18 protein-coding genes are annotated in these 18,900 nt (G+C 43.4%); 12 read left to right on the plus strand and 6 right to left on the minus strand.

Translation table 11 applies throughout. The annotated features are described in order from the left end of the window. The first annotated feature begins 67 nt into the window (after window positions 1–67). The 5 genes from U1P77_RS01775 to adk all read left to right on the plus strand — a co-directional run bounded on the left by U1P77_RS01775 (window position 68) and on the right by adk (window position 5,479). Complete coding sequence (locus U1P77_RS01775; protein WP_321155719.1) at window positions 68–2,080, plus strand: heme lyase CcmF/NrfE family subunit; 2,013 nt, start codon at window positions 68–70, stop codon at window positions 2,078–2,080. A gap of 1 nt (window position 2,081) precedes the next feature. After that, complete coding sequence (locus tag U1P77_RS01780; RefSeq protein WP_321155720.1) at window positions 2,082–2,729, plus strand: DsbE family thiol:disulfide interchange protein; 648 nt, start codon at window positions 2,082–2,084, stop codon at window positions 2,727–2,729. Between the two features lie 68 nt (window positions 2,730–2,797). Beyond that, complete coding sequence (locus U1P77_RS01785) at window positions 2,798–3,283, plus strand: cytochrome c-type biogenesis protein (RefSeq protein WP_414479060.1); 486 nt, start codon at window positions 2,798–2,800, stop codon at window positions 3,281–3,283. Next, window positions 3,280–4,560: a c-type cytochrome biogenesis protein CcmI gene (gene ccmI, locus U1P77_RS01790; RefSeq protein ID WP_321155722.1), complete on the plus strand. Its 1,281-nt coding sequence runs from the start codon at window positions 3,280–3,282 to the stop codon at window positions 4,558–4,560. The genes U1P77_RS01785 and ccmI overlap by 4 nt, the downstream gene beginning before the upstream one ends. Before the next feature lie 250 nt (window positions 4,561–4,810). Further along, window positions 4,811–5,479, plus strand: a complete 669-nt coding sequence (gene adk, locus U1P77_RS01795) for an adenylate kinase (protein ID WP_321155723.1) — start codon at window positions 4,811–4,813, stop codon at window positions 5,477–5,479. A gap of 124 nt (window positions 5,480–5,603) precedes the next feature. On the opposite strand, the gene secB is transcribed toward adk, so the two are convergent. The 4 genes from secB to rsgA form a co-directional block, all read right to left on the minus strand. After that, window positions 5,604–6,056 (minus strand): protein-export chaperone SecB, encoded by a 453-nt coding sequence (gene secB / locus U1P77_RS01800; protein ID WP_321155724.1) that lies wholly within the window; start codon window positions 6,054–6,056, stop codon window positions 5,604–5,606. A gap of 177 nt (window positions 6,057–6,233) precedes the next feature. Next, on the minus strand, window positions 6,234–6,497 hold the full coding sequence (grxC, locus tag U1P77_RS01805; RefSeq protein WP_321155725.1) for a glutaredoxin 3: 264 nt from the start codon (window positions 6,495–6,497) through the stop codon (window positions 6,234–6,236). A gap of 328 nt (window positions 6,498–6,825) precedes the next feature. Beyond that, window positions 6,826–7,281 carry a rhodanese-like domain-containing protein gene (locus U1P77_RS01810; protein WP_321155726.1) on the minus strand — a complete coding sequence of 152 codons (456 nt, stop codon included), beginning with the start codon at window positions 7,279–7,281 and terminating at the stop codon, window positions 6,826–6,828. Window positions 7,282–7,464: 183 nt separating this feature from the next. Next, window positions 7,465–8,568, minus strand: a complete 1,104-nt coding sequence (rsgA, locus tag U1P77_RS01815) for a ribosome small subunit-dependent GTPase A (RefSeq protein ID WP_321155727.1) — start codon at window positions 8,566–8,568, stop codon at window positions 7,465–7,467. Window positions 8,569–8,769: 201 nt separating this feature from the next. Here rsgA and orn point away from each other — a divergent pair, with 201 nt between their 5' ends. After that, window positions 8,770–9,357 carry an oligoribonuclease gene (gene orn / locus U1P77_RS01820; RefSeq protein ID WP_321155728.1) on the plus strand — a complete coding sequence of 196 codons (588 nt, stop codon included), beginning with the start codon at window positions 8,770–8,772 and terminating at the stop codon, window positions 9,355–9,357. 256 nt (window positions 9,358–9,613) lie between these two features. On the opposite strand, the gene U1P77_RS01825 is transcribed toward orn, so the two are convergent. Together U1P77_RS01825 and U1P77_RS01830 are read right to left on the minus strand one after the other, a co-directional pair. Next, window positions 9,614–10,468, minus strand: coding sequence for a UDP-2,3-diacylglucosamine diphosphatase (locus U1P77_RS01825; protein WP_321155729.1), 855 nt, complete (start codon window positions 10,466–10,468; stop codon window positions 9,614–9,616). Between the two features lie 90 nt (window positions 10,469–10,558). After that, a complete protein-coding gene (locus tag U1P77_RS01830) occupies window positions 10,559–11,071 on the minus strand; it encodes a peptidylprolyl isomerase (protein WP_321155730.1) in 513 nt (170 codons plus the stop codon). 315 nt (window positions 11,072–11,386) lie between these two features. Here U1P77_RS01830 and U1P77_RS01835 point away from each other — a divergent pair, with 315 nt between their 5' ends. From U1P77_RS01835 to U1P77_RS01860, 6 genes are all read left to right on the plus strand, one after another. Beyond that, complete coding sequence (locus U1P77_RS01835) at window positions 11,387–13,114, plus strand: glutamine--tRNA ligase/YqeY domain fusion protein (RefSeq protein ID WP_321155731.1); 1,728 nt, start codon at window positions 11,387–11,389, stop codon at window positions 13,112–13,114. 1,035 nt (window positions 13,115–14,149) lie between these two features. Beyond that, window positions 14,150–14,788 (plus strand): peroxiredoxin, encoded by a 639-nt coding sequence (locus U1P77_RS01840; RefSeq protein ID WP_201555005.1) that lies wholly within the window; start codon window positions 14,150–14,152, stop codon window positions 14,786–14,788. A 190-nt stretch (window positions 14,789–14,978) separates the two neighbouring features. Continuing rightward, window positions 14,979–15,650, plus strand: coding sequence for a glutathione S-transferase family protein (locus tag U1P77_RS01845; RefSeq protein WP_321155732.1), 672 nt, complete (start codon window positions 14,979–14,981; stop codon window positions 15,648–15,650). A 153-nt stretch (window positions 15,651–15,803) separates the two neighbouring features. Continuing rightward, on the plus strand, window positions 15,804–16,415 hold the full coding sequence (locus tag U1P77_RS01850; protein ID WP_321154409.1) for an IS607 family transposase: 612 nt from the start codon (window positions 15,804–15,806) through the stop codon (window positions 16,413–16,415). Further along, window positions 16,412–17,566, plus strand: coding sequence for an RNA-guided endonuclease InsQ/TnpB family protein (locus U1P77_RS01855; protein ID WP_321155733.1), 1,155 nt, complete (start codon window positions 16,412–16,414; stop codon window positions 17,564–17,566). The genes U1P77_RS01850 and U1P77_RS01855 overlap by 4 nt, the downstream gene beginning before the upstream one ends. Before the next feature lie 425 nt (window positions 17,567–17,991). Continuing rightward, on the plus strand, window positions 17,992–18,882 hold the full coding sequence (locus tag U1P77_RS01860) for an META domain-containing protein (protein WP_321155734.1): 891 nt from the start codon (window positions 17,992–17,994) through the stop codon (window positions 18,880–18,882). Window positions 18,883–18,900 lie beyond the last annotated feature (18 nt).

Genomic DNA, 18,900 nt, shown 5'->3' on the forward strand with positions numbered 1-18,900 from the left:
AAGGCTATAAAAAGTTCAATTCATAAAGTAAACAATGACCGTATTAAGGTAAACAAGGTTAGACCGTATGTTAATCACAGAATTAGGTTATTTTGCCTTGCTGGCCGCGTTTGTGTTGGCGATCTTGCAAGTAGTGTTACCAACCATCGGCGTTATTCGTCATAAAGTCGCTTGGCAGCGTCTGGCACCAAGTTTGGCTTGGGCGCAATTTGCAGCCATGATTGTGTCGTTTGGCGCGTTAATGGCAGGCTTTTATTACAACGATTTTAGTCTAGTCTACGTTTCGCAGCACTCTAATACTTTGCTGCCTTGGTACTACAAGCTATCGGCAACGTGGGGCGGGCATGAAGGCTCGTTGCTACTTTGGATGACCATCATGGCGACATGGTGTGCGCTGGTATCGTACTTCAGCCGTGGTTTACCGCTGTCTATGCGGGCACGAGTATTGGTGATTTTGGCTGGCGTGCAGATGATGATGCTAGCGATGCTAATCTTTACCTCATCGCCATTTGATCGCACCCTACCCAGTATCCCAGTGGATGGTGCTGATTTAAATCCGGTACTGCAAGATTTTGGTCTGATTATTCACCCACCGATGTTATATATGGGTTATGTGGGTCTAGTCGTGCCTTTTGCCTTTTGTATGGCCGCACTGTGGGCCGGGCGCTTAGATGCGGTATGGACCCGCTGGTCACGTCCGTGGGCGCTTGCCGCTTGGGGGTTTTTGACCGTTGGTATCGCGCTGGGCTCTTGGTGGGCCTATTACGAGCTTGGCTGGGGCGGCTGGTGGTTCTGGGATCCGGTAGAGAATGCGTCCTTGATGCCCTGGTTTGCCGCTACCGCCTTATTACATTCCTTAGCAGTGACTGAAAAGCGCGGGGTCTTTAAAGCATGGACGATTATGCTGGCGATTTTTGCCTTTGCGCTCAGTCTGCTTGGCACCTTCTTAGTGCGCTCTGGAGTCATTACCTCTGTACATTCATTCGCCGCTGACCCAACGCGTGGTCTGGTAATCTTAATTATTCTTGGCGTTATTATCGGTGGCGGCCTACTGATGTTCGCCATTCGCGGTTGGCGCTTGACAGTCGAGAGTCAGTATCAGCTGATTTCACGTGAGTCATTTTTAGTCATTAATAATGTCATTATTTTGATTGCTACCTTAGTGGTGCTGCTTGGTACGCTGTATCCAATCATTGCTGATGCCTTTAATTTAGGTCAGGTCTCTGTTGGTCCTCCTTACTTTAATGCGCTGTTTGTACCCCTGACGTGGCTATTATTGTTCGCGATGGGTATGGGCTCTAATATTCGCTGGAAACAAGACAAGCGTCCGTTATTGGGTGTGGGTATGGTGATTGCGGCTAGCAGTCTGGTTCTAGCTGCTGTCATTACCTATTTTGTCCATCCTTCATCCATGTTCAATATCGGTGTCACTCTAGCAATAAGCTTTTGGGTACTGTTCTGGATGGCAGTCGACATTAAGGATAAGACTAAAAACGCCCCTAATCTCTTTAAGGGTCTACGTCAATTACGCCTCAGCTATTGGGGCCAGCAAACCGCCCACATTGGGGTGATAATCGCAGTCATTGGCGTGGCTTTCACCAGTAGTTTAAGTATTGAGCGTGATGTGGCACTGGGTATTGGTGATACGGTCAATGTGCAAGGTTACGATTTTGAAGTGAAAGACTTTCAGGAAGTCAAAGGCAGTAACTTTGATGGTATACAGGCACAAGTTGAGGTAAGCAAAAATGGTCGCGAAGTGACGACCTTATACCCTGAAAAACGTACGTATGTGGTCAGCATGATGCCGATGACTGAGGCAGCTATTGATGCCAGCTTAATGCGCGATCTGTATGTGGCACTAGGTGAGCCTATTGCTCAAGGCAAAAATCAATGGGCGGTACGTATCTATGTGAAGCCGCTTATTCGCTGGATTTGGCTGGGTGCGATTATCATGGCGTTGGGCAGCTTATTAAGTATATTAGATAAGCGCTATCGCATTAAAAAAACCAAGGCACAAGATCAAGTTGCTATTAATGCTACTAATACGTCAACTCCAGCATCAACAATGGGGGAGAAGTAACATGAGTGCACCAGATAATAACCCTGATCAAAACAATAAGCGTAGCAGTCAAACCCTGCGTAAAAAGCAGCTGAAGATATGGTTTTTAATCCCACTTATTATCTTTTTTGGTTTGATAGTTATGCTGTATACACGGCTTGGTAAGCCGGTAGCGATTGTGACCAATACGGCCCTTGAGCGTCCAGTGCCTACTTTTGAGTTGCCATTATTATCAGATACTAGCCGTGTGATGACCAATGATAACTTGCCCGATCAGCCCTTTTTGATGAACATTTGGGGCTCGTGGTGTCCAACTTGTGTTATTGAGCACCCGTTTTTGATGCAGTTAGAACAACGCGGCGTTAATATCGTTGGGGTCAATTATAAAGATGACATTGGTAATGCGCTGAGTTATTTAAACCAGCGCGGCGATCCCTTCTCAATGTCCATTCAAGATTTATCGGGTCAGTTCGCCTTAGACTTGGGTTTAACAGGGGCGCCCGAAACCTTTGTCGTTGATGGCGATGGCATTATTCGCCAGCATATCATCGGTGAGATTAATGAGGCCAATTGGCAAAGTCGTATTACCCCTTGCTTGAGGGTACTCAATGAAGCCAATAAGAGCGGCGGAAGCCCCAACTCTAGTCAGCTTGAGGAGGCATGCCAATGAAGCTTATTCAAACAAAAGCCAATATAATTTTTAGGCTAGCAAGCTTAATACTGGCATGTATGCTCAGTATGACCACCTATGCCGCGATTGATGTATACGACTTTGACTCCGTGCAGCAAGAAGCCCAATATCGTGGTCTCATCGAGGAGCTGCGTTGCCCGAAATGTCAAAACCAAAACCTTGCTGGTTCGGATGCACCCATTGCTCAAGATTTGAAGCAAAAAATTTATGATATGATTAAAGATGGCCGCAGTGATGGAGAAATAAGGGTCTATATGAAAGAGCGCTACGGCGACTTTATTAGCTATAAGCCACCCGTACGTCCCTCAACATGGATACTATGGTTTTTCCCGCCATTACTATTAATCGTTCTCATTACTGGCTGGTTCTGGCAGAGCAAACGTCGGCAAGTTACTGCAAGTGGTCAAGATGGCTTGACGGTTGATAGTACCGCCCAAGCTTTGACACCCGCAGAAAAAGCTGAACTTGATCGTCTGTTGTCGCGCACTGATAATGCTGATCATGACATCACAAGCACAGAGGACAAAAAATGACCCTATTTTCTACTGTTGGCTTATTTATTGCCTTAAGCTTACTTATTGCTCTAGTACTCGCCGTTATAGCCATTATACCTTGGTTACGAGCATCACGGGCACCAGACAAACCGGTGGACAACCAACTGCTAGATATCAACGTTGCGGTATTTCGTGAACGGTTAGCAGAACTTAAAACCGACAAAGACAGTGGCACTATTGATGACAGCCATTACCAAAATCAAAAGCTTGAGCTTGAGCGCCAGTTATTAGACGCTCAGCGTCAAGTCGAGCCGATGGTAACCCCTGGTATCAAAAGCCGTTTAATCGTTATCGTTTGGGTGCCTGTATTAGCAGCACTGGCCTATCTATTGATTGGTAACCGCACGCCCGTATTCGAGCTGTGGGCTGCTGAAGATAAAGTCGGACAAGTCGCTGATGACTTATTAACCGGCAAAATCGATCAGCCACCAGAATGGGCGATTGAAGACAGTCGCCAGCTAATTTCTGCCATGCAGACTAATGTCCATCGTCATGCTGATGATCCCAACCGTTGGATGCGGCTATCAGAGCTGTTTTTATCACTAGAAGCGACTGAATCAGCATTAGAAGCCTTATCCCGTGCCTATCGTTTGTCACCAGATAATGTAGAGATTGCCACGACCTATGCACAGATTAGTTTTTTTGCGAATCAAGGCCAGTTGGATGCCAATAGTCGCCGTGTATTACAAGATGTGCTGGCTAAAAACCCTCAGCACGAAGGCGCACAAATGCTAATGGCCATGGGCGAGGCGCGTGGTAATAACTTTGATCAAGCACAAGGCTGGATTAAGCGTTTGCGTGACAGCATTGCGGCCAAACCAGGTGATCATAGCCAAGCATTGGCTAGCTTAGATGAGCTAAGCGCTAATGTGAACGCGCAGAAACAGCAAGCTGCCGAAGGCATCGACGTAAGGATAACGATTAATTCCAGCTTATTGCCGCTGGTAAAAGGCGATGACGTCTTATTTGTCGCTATTCGTGATGTAAAAGGAGGCCCTCCGTTCGCTGCCAAGCGCTTGCCTATTAGTATTATTCAGCAAGGTGAAGCCAGTGTTAGCTTAAGTGATCTTGATGCAATGATGCCGGAGCGCACGTTAAAATCTGCTCGCGCTGAAAACACTCAATTGGCAGTCATCGCTCGTATCAGTCATAGCGGCAATGCAGGAGCAGAGTCAGGAGATTTGTCTGCCAATCCAGTCGTGATTAGCGTGGGGCAAAACCAAGTCAATATTGAAATCAACCAACAGGTGCCTTAATAAACAAAGATTTTAATATGCTGGCCTATAACTATAAAGGTGATATCTACAAGCCTTTTGACACAGACGCCGTGGCTTATTTCTACGGCGTGCAATCGCAGCACATGCACAGATAAGTCATCGTAACTTGCCGCATCCAGACTAAAAATACTTGAGGTTTTTCAAGCCACAAGGTAAGGTGAGCTTTGCAAACCACCAATCCCTATGTTTTATTTATCCTAAAATCCTATATATTAAGGAGAATCATGTAATGATGCGAATTATTTTGCTAGGTCCACCAGGCGCCGGTAAAGGTACCCAAGCCCAGTTTATTTCTAAAGAATATGATATCCCGCAGATCTCAACTGGCGATATGCTGCGTGCGGCGATCAAAGAAGGCAGCGAGCTTGGCAAACAAGCCAAAGGTGTTATGAATGCTGGCGGTTTGGTTTCTGACGACCTTATCATTAACTTAGTAAAAGAACGCATCGCTAAGCCTGATTGCGCCAACGGCTGTATTCTTGATGGTTTTCCGCGTACTATTCCGCAAGCCCAAGCGCTTGCCGATGCTGATGTGGCGATTGATCATGTGATTGAGATCAGTGTGCCGGACGATGAAATTGTCAAGCGCCTATCGGGTCGTCGCCAGCATGCAGGCTCAGGCCGGGTCTATCATGTCGATCATAACCCACCCAAGCAAGAAGGTATCGACGACGTTACTGGCGAAGCGCTTATCCAGCGTGAAGATGATAAAGAGTCTACTATTCGTGATCGCCTAGCGACTTACCATCAGCAGACATCAACCCTAGTTGGCTTTTATCAAGATAAAGCCGCCGAGGGCGGCGATGTTGGTAGTGCGGCTCCTAACTATGATAAGTTTGATGGTACTCAGTCTATCGATGACGTAAAGCTGCAAATATTATCAGCACTAAAAGGTTAGTAACTTTTAGCTGACATTTGTGTTAAACACATTAAAAAAGCCGCCTACAATTAAGTGTAGGCGGCTTTTCTGTATTGGCTCTTTTACGTTGGCTTTTTTCAACTTAAAAGTCTTAAATTAGAACCTATGCATTACCTTCAGCATCTATTTGGGCTTGCTCTTGGCTTTGGGCGTAGGCTTGGTCAAAGTTAACCGGAGCCAGCAATAGTTGTGGGAAGCTACCACGAGTAACGATGTCGCTAATCACTTCACGCGCATACGGGAACAATACATTAGGGCAATAGGCCCCTAAGATTTGGCCGATTTGATCTTCTGGAATATCTTTTAATAAGAAGATACCTGCTTGATGAACTTCCGCGATAAATGCCGCTTCTTCAGCGTTTTTAGCCGTCACGCTTACGGTCAAAATCACTTGATAGTGATCATCGTCAAGCTTTTCAGCATTGCTTGATAGATTAATGTCAAGTTCAGGATTCCACTCTTTAGTGAATACGCCTGCGCCTGGGACTTCAAGTGACATGTCTTTCACATAAATGCGTTCTAGGGCCAGTTGTGGTTGTGCTTGTTCTTCAGCCATGATAATTCCTCTAATAGTGGGTCAAATAGTTTTGCAAAATATAATTTTACTACTAATTCTTAAGCAATATTCAGAAATCGTAACTTAATATTTCTCATCAAACTTTGCCTATCAATGCTGATGCGTTGATGCAATAACAGGCAGGTAGAATGACAGTTAGCAAAGCAATGTAGCAGATTAACCCGCTAATAGCTCATCAAGTTTACCTTGTTGGTTAAACTGATTAAGCTCATCAAAACCGCCAACAAAGGTATCGCCGACGAAGATTTGTGGCACAGTACGATAGTTATTGGTTTTTTGCATTAGCTCACGGCGCTCATCGCTGCTCATATCGTGCATACCAATCTCTTCATACTCAACGCCTTTAGATTTTAATAGTTGTTTGGCATTCGAGCAGTAAGGGCAAATAGGGGTAGTGTAGACTTTAACAGATACGGTCATGGTAAATCCTTAATTTATAAATTTATGAAACAATAGTTGTATTACGAAGCAGTAGTTATATTATGAAGAATAGTATTATGAAAAACAGTATTATGAAAGTTAATCGTGTCGGCTGCAATCAAGTTAATCGCAAGCCTGCATTCGTTTGTTCTCATTATAAAGTGGGGATAGGAGTGGTAAATTCAAGTTAGCACCGCTGAAATTTTCGAAAAGTAACATAATGCGAAAATCAACATGAACAACCAATAAAAAAAGACACTACATTATGAAGTGTCTTTTTTATTGGCTACGAACAGCTATGAACGACCATTAAATTTTATTTGGCCCGTTATTTATGCAAACTAGGTTTTGATTTGCCTTTCTCTTTAGGCTGTGCGTCTTTTACCCCGACCAATGGCATACCGCCGCCTTGCCAGCTGCCAATACCACCATCTAGGCGATAAACGTTATCTTTACCGATCATCTGCACAGCTGCGCCTGCTTGCGCGCCCATATCACAGATGATAATCACGGGCGACTCAATCGCACGTACTTCTTCTAGGCTTTCTTTAAGCTGAGTAAACGGAATATTACGACTGCCTTGGATATAGCCAGTAATGAACTTCTTCTTAGCGCGAATATCAATAAGTTGCGCATTTTGGGAGTTGACCATCATGCCAAGTGTATTAGGCGACACTTTTTTGCCGCTACGTTTGTTTTCAATGGCAAAAAACAGTACGGCAAGTACCGCTAAAATACTAAATAAAAACGGGTGGTTGCCCACAAAATCAAGCGCACGATCCAAACCATACCTCCAAAAAATAAGTGTTCTATCAAACTGCGAATACAGTCTAATGATACCGAACAAGGCGCTATTATACCGATTAGGTCATCTTTAGTAAACGTGCGATGATCACACGTTTCATTTGATAGTTGTGATGATAGTTGTGATGATTGTTGTGGTAATAAGCGCGTTGGTTAATTTGGCTTAATACGGTTTAGTATCGGCCTCGATGCGCAAAGTAATAAGGTTCTCAACGCGGCGCTGGAGTACTTCGCCGTCAGCAACCGCTTGCCATAATGCGCAGCCTTTACTGTTGTGGGTATGACGACAATCGCGAAACTGACAATCACCGGACAAAGGCGCAAGCTCAACAAAACCGGAGATAATATCATCAGGGGTTAAGTGCCAAATACCATATTCACGAATACCTGGGGTATCGACGATGCCGCCTTGGGTCAGGTCATCTGGATTAAATGGCAATAAACGGCTAGTGGTGGTGGTATGCTGACCGAGTTTTGAGTTATCAGAGATAATATTAACGCTTTGTGCTGATTCAGGCAGTAATGCATTGATTAGGCTACTCTTACCAACGCCCGATTGCCCCGCAAAAATGACCAGCTTATTATCGATATAACGTTTAAGCTCACTAAGTCCTTGTTGATCGTTGCTAGCAGCGACGTTTTCTGGACAATCAACTGAGGTCAGCACGCTTTCATAACCTAGTGCCGCATACTGCGTCAGTAATTCATTGGTATTGGCATCATCATCTTCTGCTAATAAATCTGCTTTATTTAATACCAGTAGTGGCTTCACACCGGCATGATGGCAAACCACTAAATAACGGTCAATTAAGGTGGGAGCCGCCGCTGGCAGTGGTGCAAAGACAATGGCCAGAATATCGACATTAGCGGCTACTGGTTTGAGCTTATGATAGCGATCTGGGCGTGAGACCAATGAGGTACGTGGTTTTACTGCTTCGATGCGGCCAAATCCAGTATTGGAATCGGCATTCCAGCGTACATTATCACCAGCGGCTAGCATCGGTAGGTTGGTGCGTACATGACAACGCCAAATATCCCCTAATGCCAGCGCTTGCCAAAACGGCTCAGGATCATCGGGTGCAAACTCAGGTTGCACAGGGATGACGGCCGGTAAGCTGGTCACTTGTACTTCTAGTTGCTTACCATAATGCGCCATGACCAAGCCATCCATCAGGCTGTCGTCAATACTGTCTTGATTAGACAACTGTTGTTTATCGATGCGACGAATCTGCTGTTTGGTCAGTTTGCGTTGCCGAATTAATGCCATAAATTGTGACCTACTAAAAAATATTGCTAAGTGTAGCGTGAAAATTTGCTAACATACAGCCTTAAGCGCCTGCGGCAGACAGTGGTTTTGTAACGTTTAAGCGCTACGAACGCCAAGGCGTTATACCTTTTATATTATTTACTTTATTGAGGCTCAACTGATTCAAAGTTGCTTCAAAATTTATTGACCATAGGACAGCTTATGAGTACCGGTGACCATCCCAACAAGATTAAGATCAAAAACCAAGGTAAAAAAGGGTTGGTATGGATTGATTTAGAGATGACAGGGCTTGATACCTTAAATGATGAAATTATCGAGATTGCCACAGTTGTTACCGATGAAGATTTGAATGTCTTAGCAGAAGGTCCTGTTTTTGCCATCAAAGTATCTGACCGTAAATTAAACGGTATGGATGACTGGAATACTAAGCAACACGGACAGTCAGGGCTGGTTGATCGGGTTCGCCGTAGTACCGTAACTTTGAGCGAGGCCGAAGCTGAGACTATCAAGTTTTTGAATAAATGGGTCGATAGCGGCAAGTCGCCAATGTGTGGTAACTCTATCTGTCAAGATCGACGCTTTATGGCGCGCCAAATGCCAGAGTTAGAGAAGTTCTTTCATTACCGCAACCTTGATGTGTCTTCAATCAAAGAGCTGTGCTTCCGCTGGCGCCCTGATATTTTAAAGAACTTTGAGAAAGGCGGTAGTCACTTAGCGTTAGATGATATTCGTGATTCTATTCGTGAACTAAAACACTATCGTCAGCACTTTTTTAAATTGATTCCTTAGATCTAAATTGTTTAAGAGTAGATAGGATAGGAAGAAAAAAGAGGGTCTATTGAATAGTCAATAGACCCTCTTTTAATGTTTTTTTTATAGTTGCGTAGGGTGCGCTCTGCGCACCAATAACGAGATTATGACCAACAAGCGTTGCGCAGAGCACACCCTACACCTGAAAGTCGTCAAAACAAAACACTGCTTTGTTAGACTTGCAAGGAAAATCCTTTAAATAGGATTTTCTAATATCATCAAGCGGTGGGTTACGTTACACCAAAAATTTAAACTCAACTAATCCAAAGTTGGCGTTATTAGTATTGCTGTCAATATTTGCCTCTATATCTGTGGTAGTCGCCCCAATAACGGCGCTAACTTTAGGTTGGCGCGTTTCTTGATCAAGCAGTCGCCAATCACCAAGCACATAGCGGCTTTTGCCTTCATCGCTGCGATGAATTTCAGGACGATGAGTATGACCATGTAGCAGCGCGTCATATTTATAAAGTGCTTTGTTCACTGAAGCTTCATTCACATCCATGATATGAGCGGCTTTGGTAGTATTTTTCTTTTTACTTTTTTGTCTTATATTAGCGGCAATGGCCAAGCGTTTTTCTAACGACTTATTGAGTAAATACCACTGGGTCAAACGATGACGCATTATTCTGCGGAAAAACTGATATTTTTTATCATCGGTACATAGCGCATCGCCATGTTCTAAACGGTAGCTTTGCTGTCCAACAGATAACGCATAAGGTTCATAAATCATCTCGCCACCGAATAAGTTGCAAAATGGCTGGCCTAATAAAAAGTCTCGGTTGCCATGCATTACTAAGATTTCACAACCGTCTATACGTAGCTGTTTTAGCTTAATAATCAGCGGTGTTAGCCAATGAGTTTGGCGCTTATCTTCTGATAATGTTAAGTAGGCATCATCACCCAACCACACCTCAAACCAATCGCCTAAGATAAATAAACGCTTGAGCGCAGGCAAGGCTAGACAGTCATCAAGCAGCGCCAAAAAAGCCTGCACTAAGGCAGGCTCTTCAGGCGATAAATGCAAGTCGCTGATTAATAATTGCCGTACCTCATGGGGACGGGTTGTTATCAGATGATTGAAATTTTGCATTTATCATAACCTTAAATGATGGCTGGTTATTTATTTAGAAAGTACTTATTTAGAAACTGCTTATTTAGAAACTGCTTATTCAGAAACTGCTTATTTAGAAACAATGGTTGCTGAGTTGATGATAACCGCTTCTTTTGGCACATCAGCATGCATGCCGAAACGACCAGTAGGAACGCCTCTCATTTTTTCGATAACGTCCATACCGCTAGTCACTTTACCAAAGACCGTATAACCCCAACCTTGGGCATTTTTACCAGTATGGTTTAGGAAGTCATTGTCTTTTACGTTAACAAAGAACTGGCTGGTTGCTGAGTGTGGGTCTTGGGTACGCGCCATAGCAAGCGTGCCAGCTTCATTTTTTAGACCATTATCGGCTTCGTTTTCGATGGGAGCGTTGGTGCCTTTTTCATTCATATCTGCATCCATACCGCCGCCTTGAATCATAAAGCCGTCGATGATGCGATGAAAGATGGTTCCGTCATAATGACCAGATTTGACGTAGTTTAAGAAGTTTTCTACGGTTTTTGGGGCTTTTTCTTCGTTAAGTTCGATAACGATCGCACCCATAGTGGTGTCGAGTTCTACTACTGGCATATCTACCATGTTGTGTTCCTTTCTAATTGCAGTACCTGAATTGGCACTGTGGTGAGTTAATATTGTGGTTAGTCTAACGGCTTTTTTGTCGCCTGTCATGTATCAGGCTGTTAATGCATTCGTGAAACCTGATAGAATAACGCAACTTTATGATTTATCAATATAGTTTGTACCAAATAAAATAGATACGCTATGCTATATAATAAGCACACCGTATGCGTTTTTAAAATGAACCGACTATGTTTTCTTATTAATTTTTGAACTTTCTATGGTACGTGTTGGCGCGTACCCTAATCTGATAAATTGCGTTAGGAGCAATGTTCCATGAGTGAGCACTCAAACACTACCGAACAAAAAAACGACTTTATTCGTAATATCATTCGTGACGATGTCAATGCGCAAAAATACAAACAGATAGTGACGCGCTTTCCACCCGAACCAAATGGCTACTTGCATCTTGGGCATGTGAAATCAATTTGCTTAAACTTCGGCGTTGCTGAAGAGTTTGGTGGTATTTGCCATTTGCGTTATGACGACACCAACCCAACGGCTGAGAAACAGGACTACATTGATAATATCAAAAAAGATTTACAGTGGTTGGGCTTTGAATGGGCAGGCGAGGCGTTACATGCGTCAAGCTACTTTGATCAATTGCATGCATGGGCAGTCCAACTGATCGAACAGGGTGATGCGTACGTTGACTTGCAAACGCCTGAGCAAATAAAAGACAATCGTGGCTCGTTCAAGGAAGCGGGTACTGCGTCTCCGCAACGTGATGCCAGTGTTGCAGACAATTTAAAGTTATTCGAAGATATGAAAAACGGTAAATATGCTGATGGTAAAGCAGTATTGCGCGCCAAGATTGATATGTCTGATGCCAATATGAATATGCGCGACCCGATTATTTATCGTGTGATGCATCAAGAGCATCATCAGACGGGTAATAAATGGTGCATTTATCCGATGTATGATTTTGCTCATCCCTTATCAGATGCGCTTGAAGGTATTACTCATTCGCTATGTACCTTAGAGTTTGAAGACCATCGTCCGTTTTATGATTGGATTGTCAGTAAAATTGGCTTTGAGCAACCGCCGCATCAGTATGAATTTTCACGCCTAAACGTGGACCATACTTTGACCAGTAAGCGTAAGTTGAAGCAGTTGGTTGATGAAGGTATTGTTGACGGTTGGGATGATCCTCGTATGCCAACCGTGGCTGGCATGCGCCGTCGTGGCTATACCCCTGAAGGGCTACGTGATTTCTGTAATCGGGTTGGTATCGCCAAAGCGGATGGTGTGGTCGATATGCGCTTGCTTGAATTTAGTATTCGTCAGTCGTTAGATGACACTACCGCGCGTGGAATGGCCGTACTTAAACCGTTAAAAGTGACTATTACTAACTTTAGTGAAGCCGTGAGTAGCTGGGAGTCGCAAAAGGCTGATAGTGTTAATGGGCGTTGGGATGATGACACCCAAACGTTATGGTTAACGCAGCCTAACCATCCAAACTTCGATATGGGTGAGCGTGAAATCCCCTTTACTGAAACGCTTTATATTGATCAAGGTGACTACGAGATTGAGCCACCAATAGGCTACAAACGCTTATCCCCAGAGAAAACAGAAATTCGTCTGCGTAATACTTATATATTAGCAGTGACCGAGCATATCACTGATGATAATGGTGATGTTGTGGAGCTAAAAGCGACCATTGATCCTACTACCTTAGGTAATAATCCTGAAGGTCGTAAGGTCAAAGGTGTGATTCATTGGGTATCGGCCAGTCAAGGCATTCCAGCTACCGTGCGCTTATATGAGCCGCTGTTTAACGTCGAAGACCCCGGTAGCGTGAGCGATGTTCATGGCGCGCTAAATCCCAATTCTTTGACTGAGCTGGCAGCTGTGGTTGAGCCGTCATTGGCTAATGCCGATGCTGGCACACGCTTTCAGTTTGAGCGTGAAGGCTACTTTATTAGTGATGCTATCGAGCATAGCAACGAGAAGCCAGTATTTAACCAAATTGTTAGCTTACGTGACAGTTATAAACCGGCTTAATTTATCAATCAGTATTACTTATAGAGTTTAATGTTCTAAAATAATACTGAACAATAGTGGTTTGCAAGCATGCCCATTTCTAGTACGCTAGAGATGGGCTTTTTTATGAAAAATAATAAATTATTCAATAAGTGATCATTAATCATTAGCAATAATTATAAATAGTAAATTTGAGGACATTTAAATGGCAAATTTTTTGAATAGTAGTACCCCACTCTCAACTATCATAATTTTTGGCGTAGGCTGTGGCTTTAGCCCAGCGTTTTTGGCAAATGGTTACGATTGACTGGGCTAAAAGCGCCAGCCTACGATAGCCCCTATTAAGTTGAGAGTCGCGTATAGTAGTGGCACAACCTATCATCTGATGACAAAACAGTCAGTCCAGCCTCTGTTACGATTGACAAAGCAGCAGAAGACATCGCAAAGCCTAACTATTCTAAATTGACCACAGCGAAGCTTGCTAAGGAGCTGGGAATGAACTACCCAAGAGTTAAATGACAAGCTGCTTGAAATGAGTTATCTGGAAGAAAAAGAGGGCGAGCTGGTATAGTCGATTCAATTTAAAAACGATACAGTGCTACTGGGATGAATTTTTTGCAGCCTCTGTCCCGCTTGCGAACAGCACGCAAGAAAAATTTATACCAGTAGCACGCTGCTATACACGACTCTCTTTTATTGTGAACTGACTATACTGACTGATGCTGGTAGTGCTGCTGGTGGTATAAGCAAGCGCGGAAAATTCGGTGAGTTTTGTTTGTGGGATGCAGGCATGGTAGTGTAAACCATAAGCATAAACTTAGGCATAAGATAAAGTTACTTAAGCTTATTCACTTATCTGAGAATGGAATAACAGCATTACAATCCGTCACAAGACATTCATAACCAGTTTGTTAAGATGAAATGAGCTTTTACCGGCGTGGCTTTAGTTATTTGGCTATAGCTGAGCTCGTCGATGATAACGATATGGCGCAATGATACATTTCGACATTAGCGTCGACATTAGCGCTCAAAACTACTATAAATAAGGAATTAAGCATGGCACATTTACGTTTAGGCGATAGCGCACCAAATTTTGACGCCAGCACCACAGATGGCGACATCAATTTTTACGATTGGGCAGGGGACAGCTGGGTGGTTTTCTTCTCACATCCTGCTGATTATACGCCAGTATGTACTACTGAACTGGGCCGTACCGCCGCATTGGGTGGTGAGTTTCAAAAGCGCAATGTTAAGCCTATCGCGCTATCAGTAGACGGTCTAGAAGACCACAAAGGCTGGGTTAGTGATATCGAAGAGACCCAAGGCACAGCCGTGAATTTCCCTATCATTGCTGACTCTGATCGTAAAGTAGCCGATTTATATGACATGATTCACCCCAATGCCGATAACACCGCCACGGTCAGAAGCGTATTCATTATTGATCCTAAAAAGAAAGTGCGCTTGACGCTTACCTATCCTGCCAGCTGTGGTCGTAACTTCGATGAAATCGTACGAGTAATTGATGCCATGCAACTGTCTGATGAGTATAATGTTGCAACCCCGGTCGACTGGAAAGAAGGCGATGACGTTATCATTCCACCTAGTGTCAAAAACGAAGATATCGCAGCCAATTATCCTAAAGGTCATACGGAAATTAAGCCTTATTTGCGTACGACACCTGCGCCCAATAAATAACCAAGTCTCAAGACGTATGGTATAGAAGTCCATATTATCGTTGTTACCTAAAGTCCCATAATATAGAGTCCTATAACCCAAAGTTATGGGACTTTTTACTATTCTCTTCACAAGGGTTGGTAAGGTTTTGCTATGATAATAATCTATCAGTGCTAAGTCGCTGCTTGATCACCCTTACAAGGAGTTTGTTGTGAAAAAATTATACGTAACTCGTACCGCCCCCAATGCGCGCAAAGCCATTATTTTACTGGCTTCAAAAGGTATTGATATCGATAATATGGATGACCTTGATGTAGTTGATATCGACTTTGCTGCTGGCGAGCAGTTCTCAGATGCGTTCACTGCTATCAACCCCATGCAGACGGTGCCGGTACTGACGCTTGATGACGGCACGGTACTCAATGACTCACAGGCCGTTTGTGAATATCTTGATCGCGTCTATGGTGAGCGTTCGGTCATGGGTAATGATGTGGTGCAGCGTGCTCAAGTCTGTGCCATGCGCCGTGTCGCTGAGTTTGAAGTGTTGTATAACCTGATGCTGGCATTTCAGCACAGTCACCCCTCTAAAGCCCAGCGTGTCGAGCAAGTACCAGAGTTCGTAGCGCCTTCTATTGCCCGTTCTATTAAAGCTTTGGCTTATTTTGAAGCGCGCTTACAAGATCGTGAATACTTAGTCGGCGATCAGTCGAGTTTTGCAGATATTGTATTGTATTTAGGGTTAGATTTTGGCAAATTATTAAAAGTAAACCCTACTGAACACGGAGAAAACCTCGCGCGTTTCTATGCGATGATGCATGAGCGCTTTAGTGTGAAAAAAATGGGTAAAGCCAAACCTACTACTGAAAGCGAGCAAGACAAGTAAGTCGTTTATTGTATTTAAAACCTGTTTAAAAACCAAACACTTCGTTACAAAATCTGACGTTATCAGGGTTACGAACAGTTACCTAAAATATAACCAATTCTAATCATTTATATCTATAATAAGTAAATTAAAAAACAATAAAGAGATAGGGTTATGGGAAAACTGGTTAGTATTGGGGAGGCGGCCAAGCATTTTGGGGTTGCTCAATCGACATTAAGACGTTGGGATGAAGATGGTACGTTAGTCGCCAAAAGAACCGAAAATGGTCACAGACGTTATGATTTAAATGAAGTAAGACCACACCCTTTAAATACACCACCAAAATTAGACCGAAAAACCATTGCTTATGCTCGTGTTTCAAGTCGTGACCAAAAAGATGACTTGCAGCGCCAAGCGCAGGTTTTGGAACTTTATTGTGCCAAACAAGGTTGGCGTTTCGAGACAATCACCGATTTTGGTAGTGGTATGAACTATAAGAAGAAAGGCTTAAAAACCCTGCTTGACGACATTCTTGACAACAAAGTCGAGCGACTGGTAATCACCCACAAAGACAGACTTTTACGCTTTGGTGCTGAATTGGTGTTTATGCTATGTGAGGCGCGTGATGTTAAGGTGGTCATTATCAATCAAGGCGAGGAACTTAGTTTTGAGCAAGAATTAGCCCAAGATGTATTAGAGATTATCACTGTATTTTCAGCGAGGCTCTACGGTTCTCGCAGCAAGAAAAATCAAAAACTAATAGAGGCGGTTAAACAAGTATTATGATCCGTGGTCATATCATTGAACTCAAACCAAACAACGTACAGGCGAACCATTTTGCCCGTGCTTGCGGTGTGGCGCGGAAAGCTTACAACTGGGCCTTGCATGAGTGGCAACGTCAATATAGAGAGGACAAGGCCTACCGTGACGCCTGTTTATTGGCTGGTATTGAGATTGATTCCAAAAATCTAAACAGACCCTCACAAGCCAAGCTCAGACGCGAATTGAACGCCATTAAACGTGAGCTATTCCCGTGGATGACGGAAGTGACAAAATGTGCCCCGCAAGCCGCAATCATGCAACTGGGCGATGCTTATAACAACTTTTTTAAAGGGCTGGCTGAATACCCCGTCACGCGCAAGCGTGGTAAAGACGATAGATTCAGTCTCTCTAACGACCAATTTGCCATTAAAGGTAAATCCATTCGCATCCCTAATTTAGGCTGGGTGCGCATGAAAGAGGCTTTACGGTTTGACGGTAAAATAATGGCGGCCACCATCTCTAAGCGCGGCGGGAAATGGTTTGTCAGCGTTGCAGTTGATTTAGACCACAGGGTTAAAAAGATTATCAAGACAGGTAAAAGCGTTGGTATCGACCTTGGTATTACCGATTTATTAGTTTTATCAGACGGCACCAAAACTAAAGCACCTAAGCCCTTAGCTAAATATTTAAGCAAATTAAGAACACTCAATAAAAACCTGAGTCGCACTAAAAAAGGCAGTAAAAACAGAGAAAAGGCGAAAACCAAGCTCTCTCGTTTGCATTATAAGATCAGAGGTATCAGGCAGGATTCGTTGCACAAAATAACCTCTAGCTTGGTCAGAGAGTTTGATGTGATTGCGATTGAAAGTCTTAATGTCAAAGGCATGGTTAAAAATAGAAAGCTGTCACGCGCCATTAGTGATTTGGGTTTCTTTGAATTTAAGCGTCAGCTTATCTATAAAGCCAATGAGCAAGGCAAGGTTGTGAAGTCAGTCGGTCGTTTTTACCCAAGCTCAAAGACTTGCTCAAACTGCAGTCACATCCTTGGCAAAGATGAATTAACACTAAAGATGCGCGAATGGACGTGTCCTGAGTGTCAGTCCAAACATGACCGCGATCTCAACGCCAGTATCAATATTTTAAATAACGCGACTGTTATTTTAACAGTCGCATAACCCCGCTCATTGGTCGGTGAGTTCCATCGCCAATTAAAAAAGTCTGTGGAGTCGTAGTCAGTCTAAGTCTCAAACGAGAGGTAGCGCATGGCATTGAAGCAGAAAGAAAATTTTAAATCTAGCTAGTTAGATATATTTAGTGAGATTTGAGTAATATTTTTGGAACGGTTATAGTTATCGAATGGTTGTTTTTTACTAATTTGTTGATAGAACAGATTTGAATGTAGTACAGGATGCTAAAAAAGGTCTTGTGCTGTTTTTTATTGTGGGCGTTCTTCAATACTTGTCTAAGTTATTGCTCTCAATAGCCAATCGCACGTTACTATGAGTGCCTCTCTTTTATGTTAAATCGACTATACAAGCCATTTCGGAATTTATTGATTTAAAGCTCTTATTTGTAACTCTATAGGTAAGGTATAACTACTATGAAACCAATTTTAACATTAGCATTGTTGCCAAGTTTGCTGATGGTCAGTGTCGCGTTAAGTGCTTGCCAAAACTCTTCTTCATCTACTGAGAATGAGGTAGAAGCTGCTGATACGGCCAGCGAGACCACTGATACCACTTTAACCCCTAACGTAATAGCAGATGAGGCTATGAAAGCTGAGCAGACCGCTGAGCAGCAGATGATTAATAGCCTTGCTCGCCACCGTTGGACATTAGATACTGCAACTGATAGCACCTCCCAACCACTATCTTTATTAACGACTATCAAAGATCAAATCACATTGAATTTTAACAAGTATCAAGGCCAAAACACTATCAGCTATAGTGTCGGCTGTAATACCATGAGCGCCACTTATAACCTACAGGGTCACACTTTAACTGCCGAAGAGAGTATGGGCACCAGAATGTCATGTGGCGATCTTAATACGGCCGAAAACCGCTTAAATAAGCTGATATATGGCGATAGTCAGCTAAGTTTAGTAAAGGGTGAGAAGCCAATGTTGACACAAGTCACAGGTGATTCGACTACTTTGGTTTGGAAGGGTAGGCTAACTGCGAAAGCGAAGTATAATACCAAAGGTGAGACTATGTTTTGGGCCGTAAGTTCTGAAACTAAACCTTGTGCCGATAACGGTGCAAAAATGTGCCTGCAAGTGAAGCCCGTCACTTATGATGATCAAGGTATAAAAACCAGCGAAGGTGAATGGGCGCTGTTTACAGGCACTATAGATGGCTATCAGCATGACAGCACACAGGAAGAGGTGCTGCGTTTGCAGCGTTATAATTTAGACACCGATGATATATCAGAAGAAGGCTCTGATGCAGAATATGCCTACGTGTTAGATACCGTGATCGAAAATAACACTTAAGTTACTATCCTGTTTTTA

Origin of the sequence: Psychrobacter sp. LV10R520-6 (assembly GCF_900182925.1) — a bacterium.
Lineage (GTDB): Bacteria > Pseudomonadota > Gammaproteobacteria > Pseudomonadales > Moraxellaceae > Psychrobacter.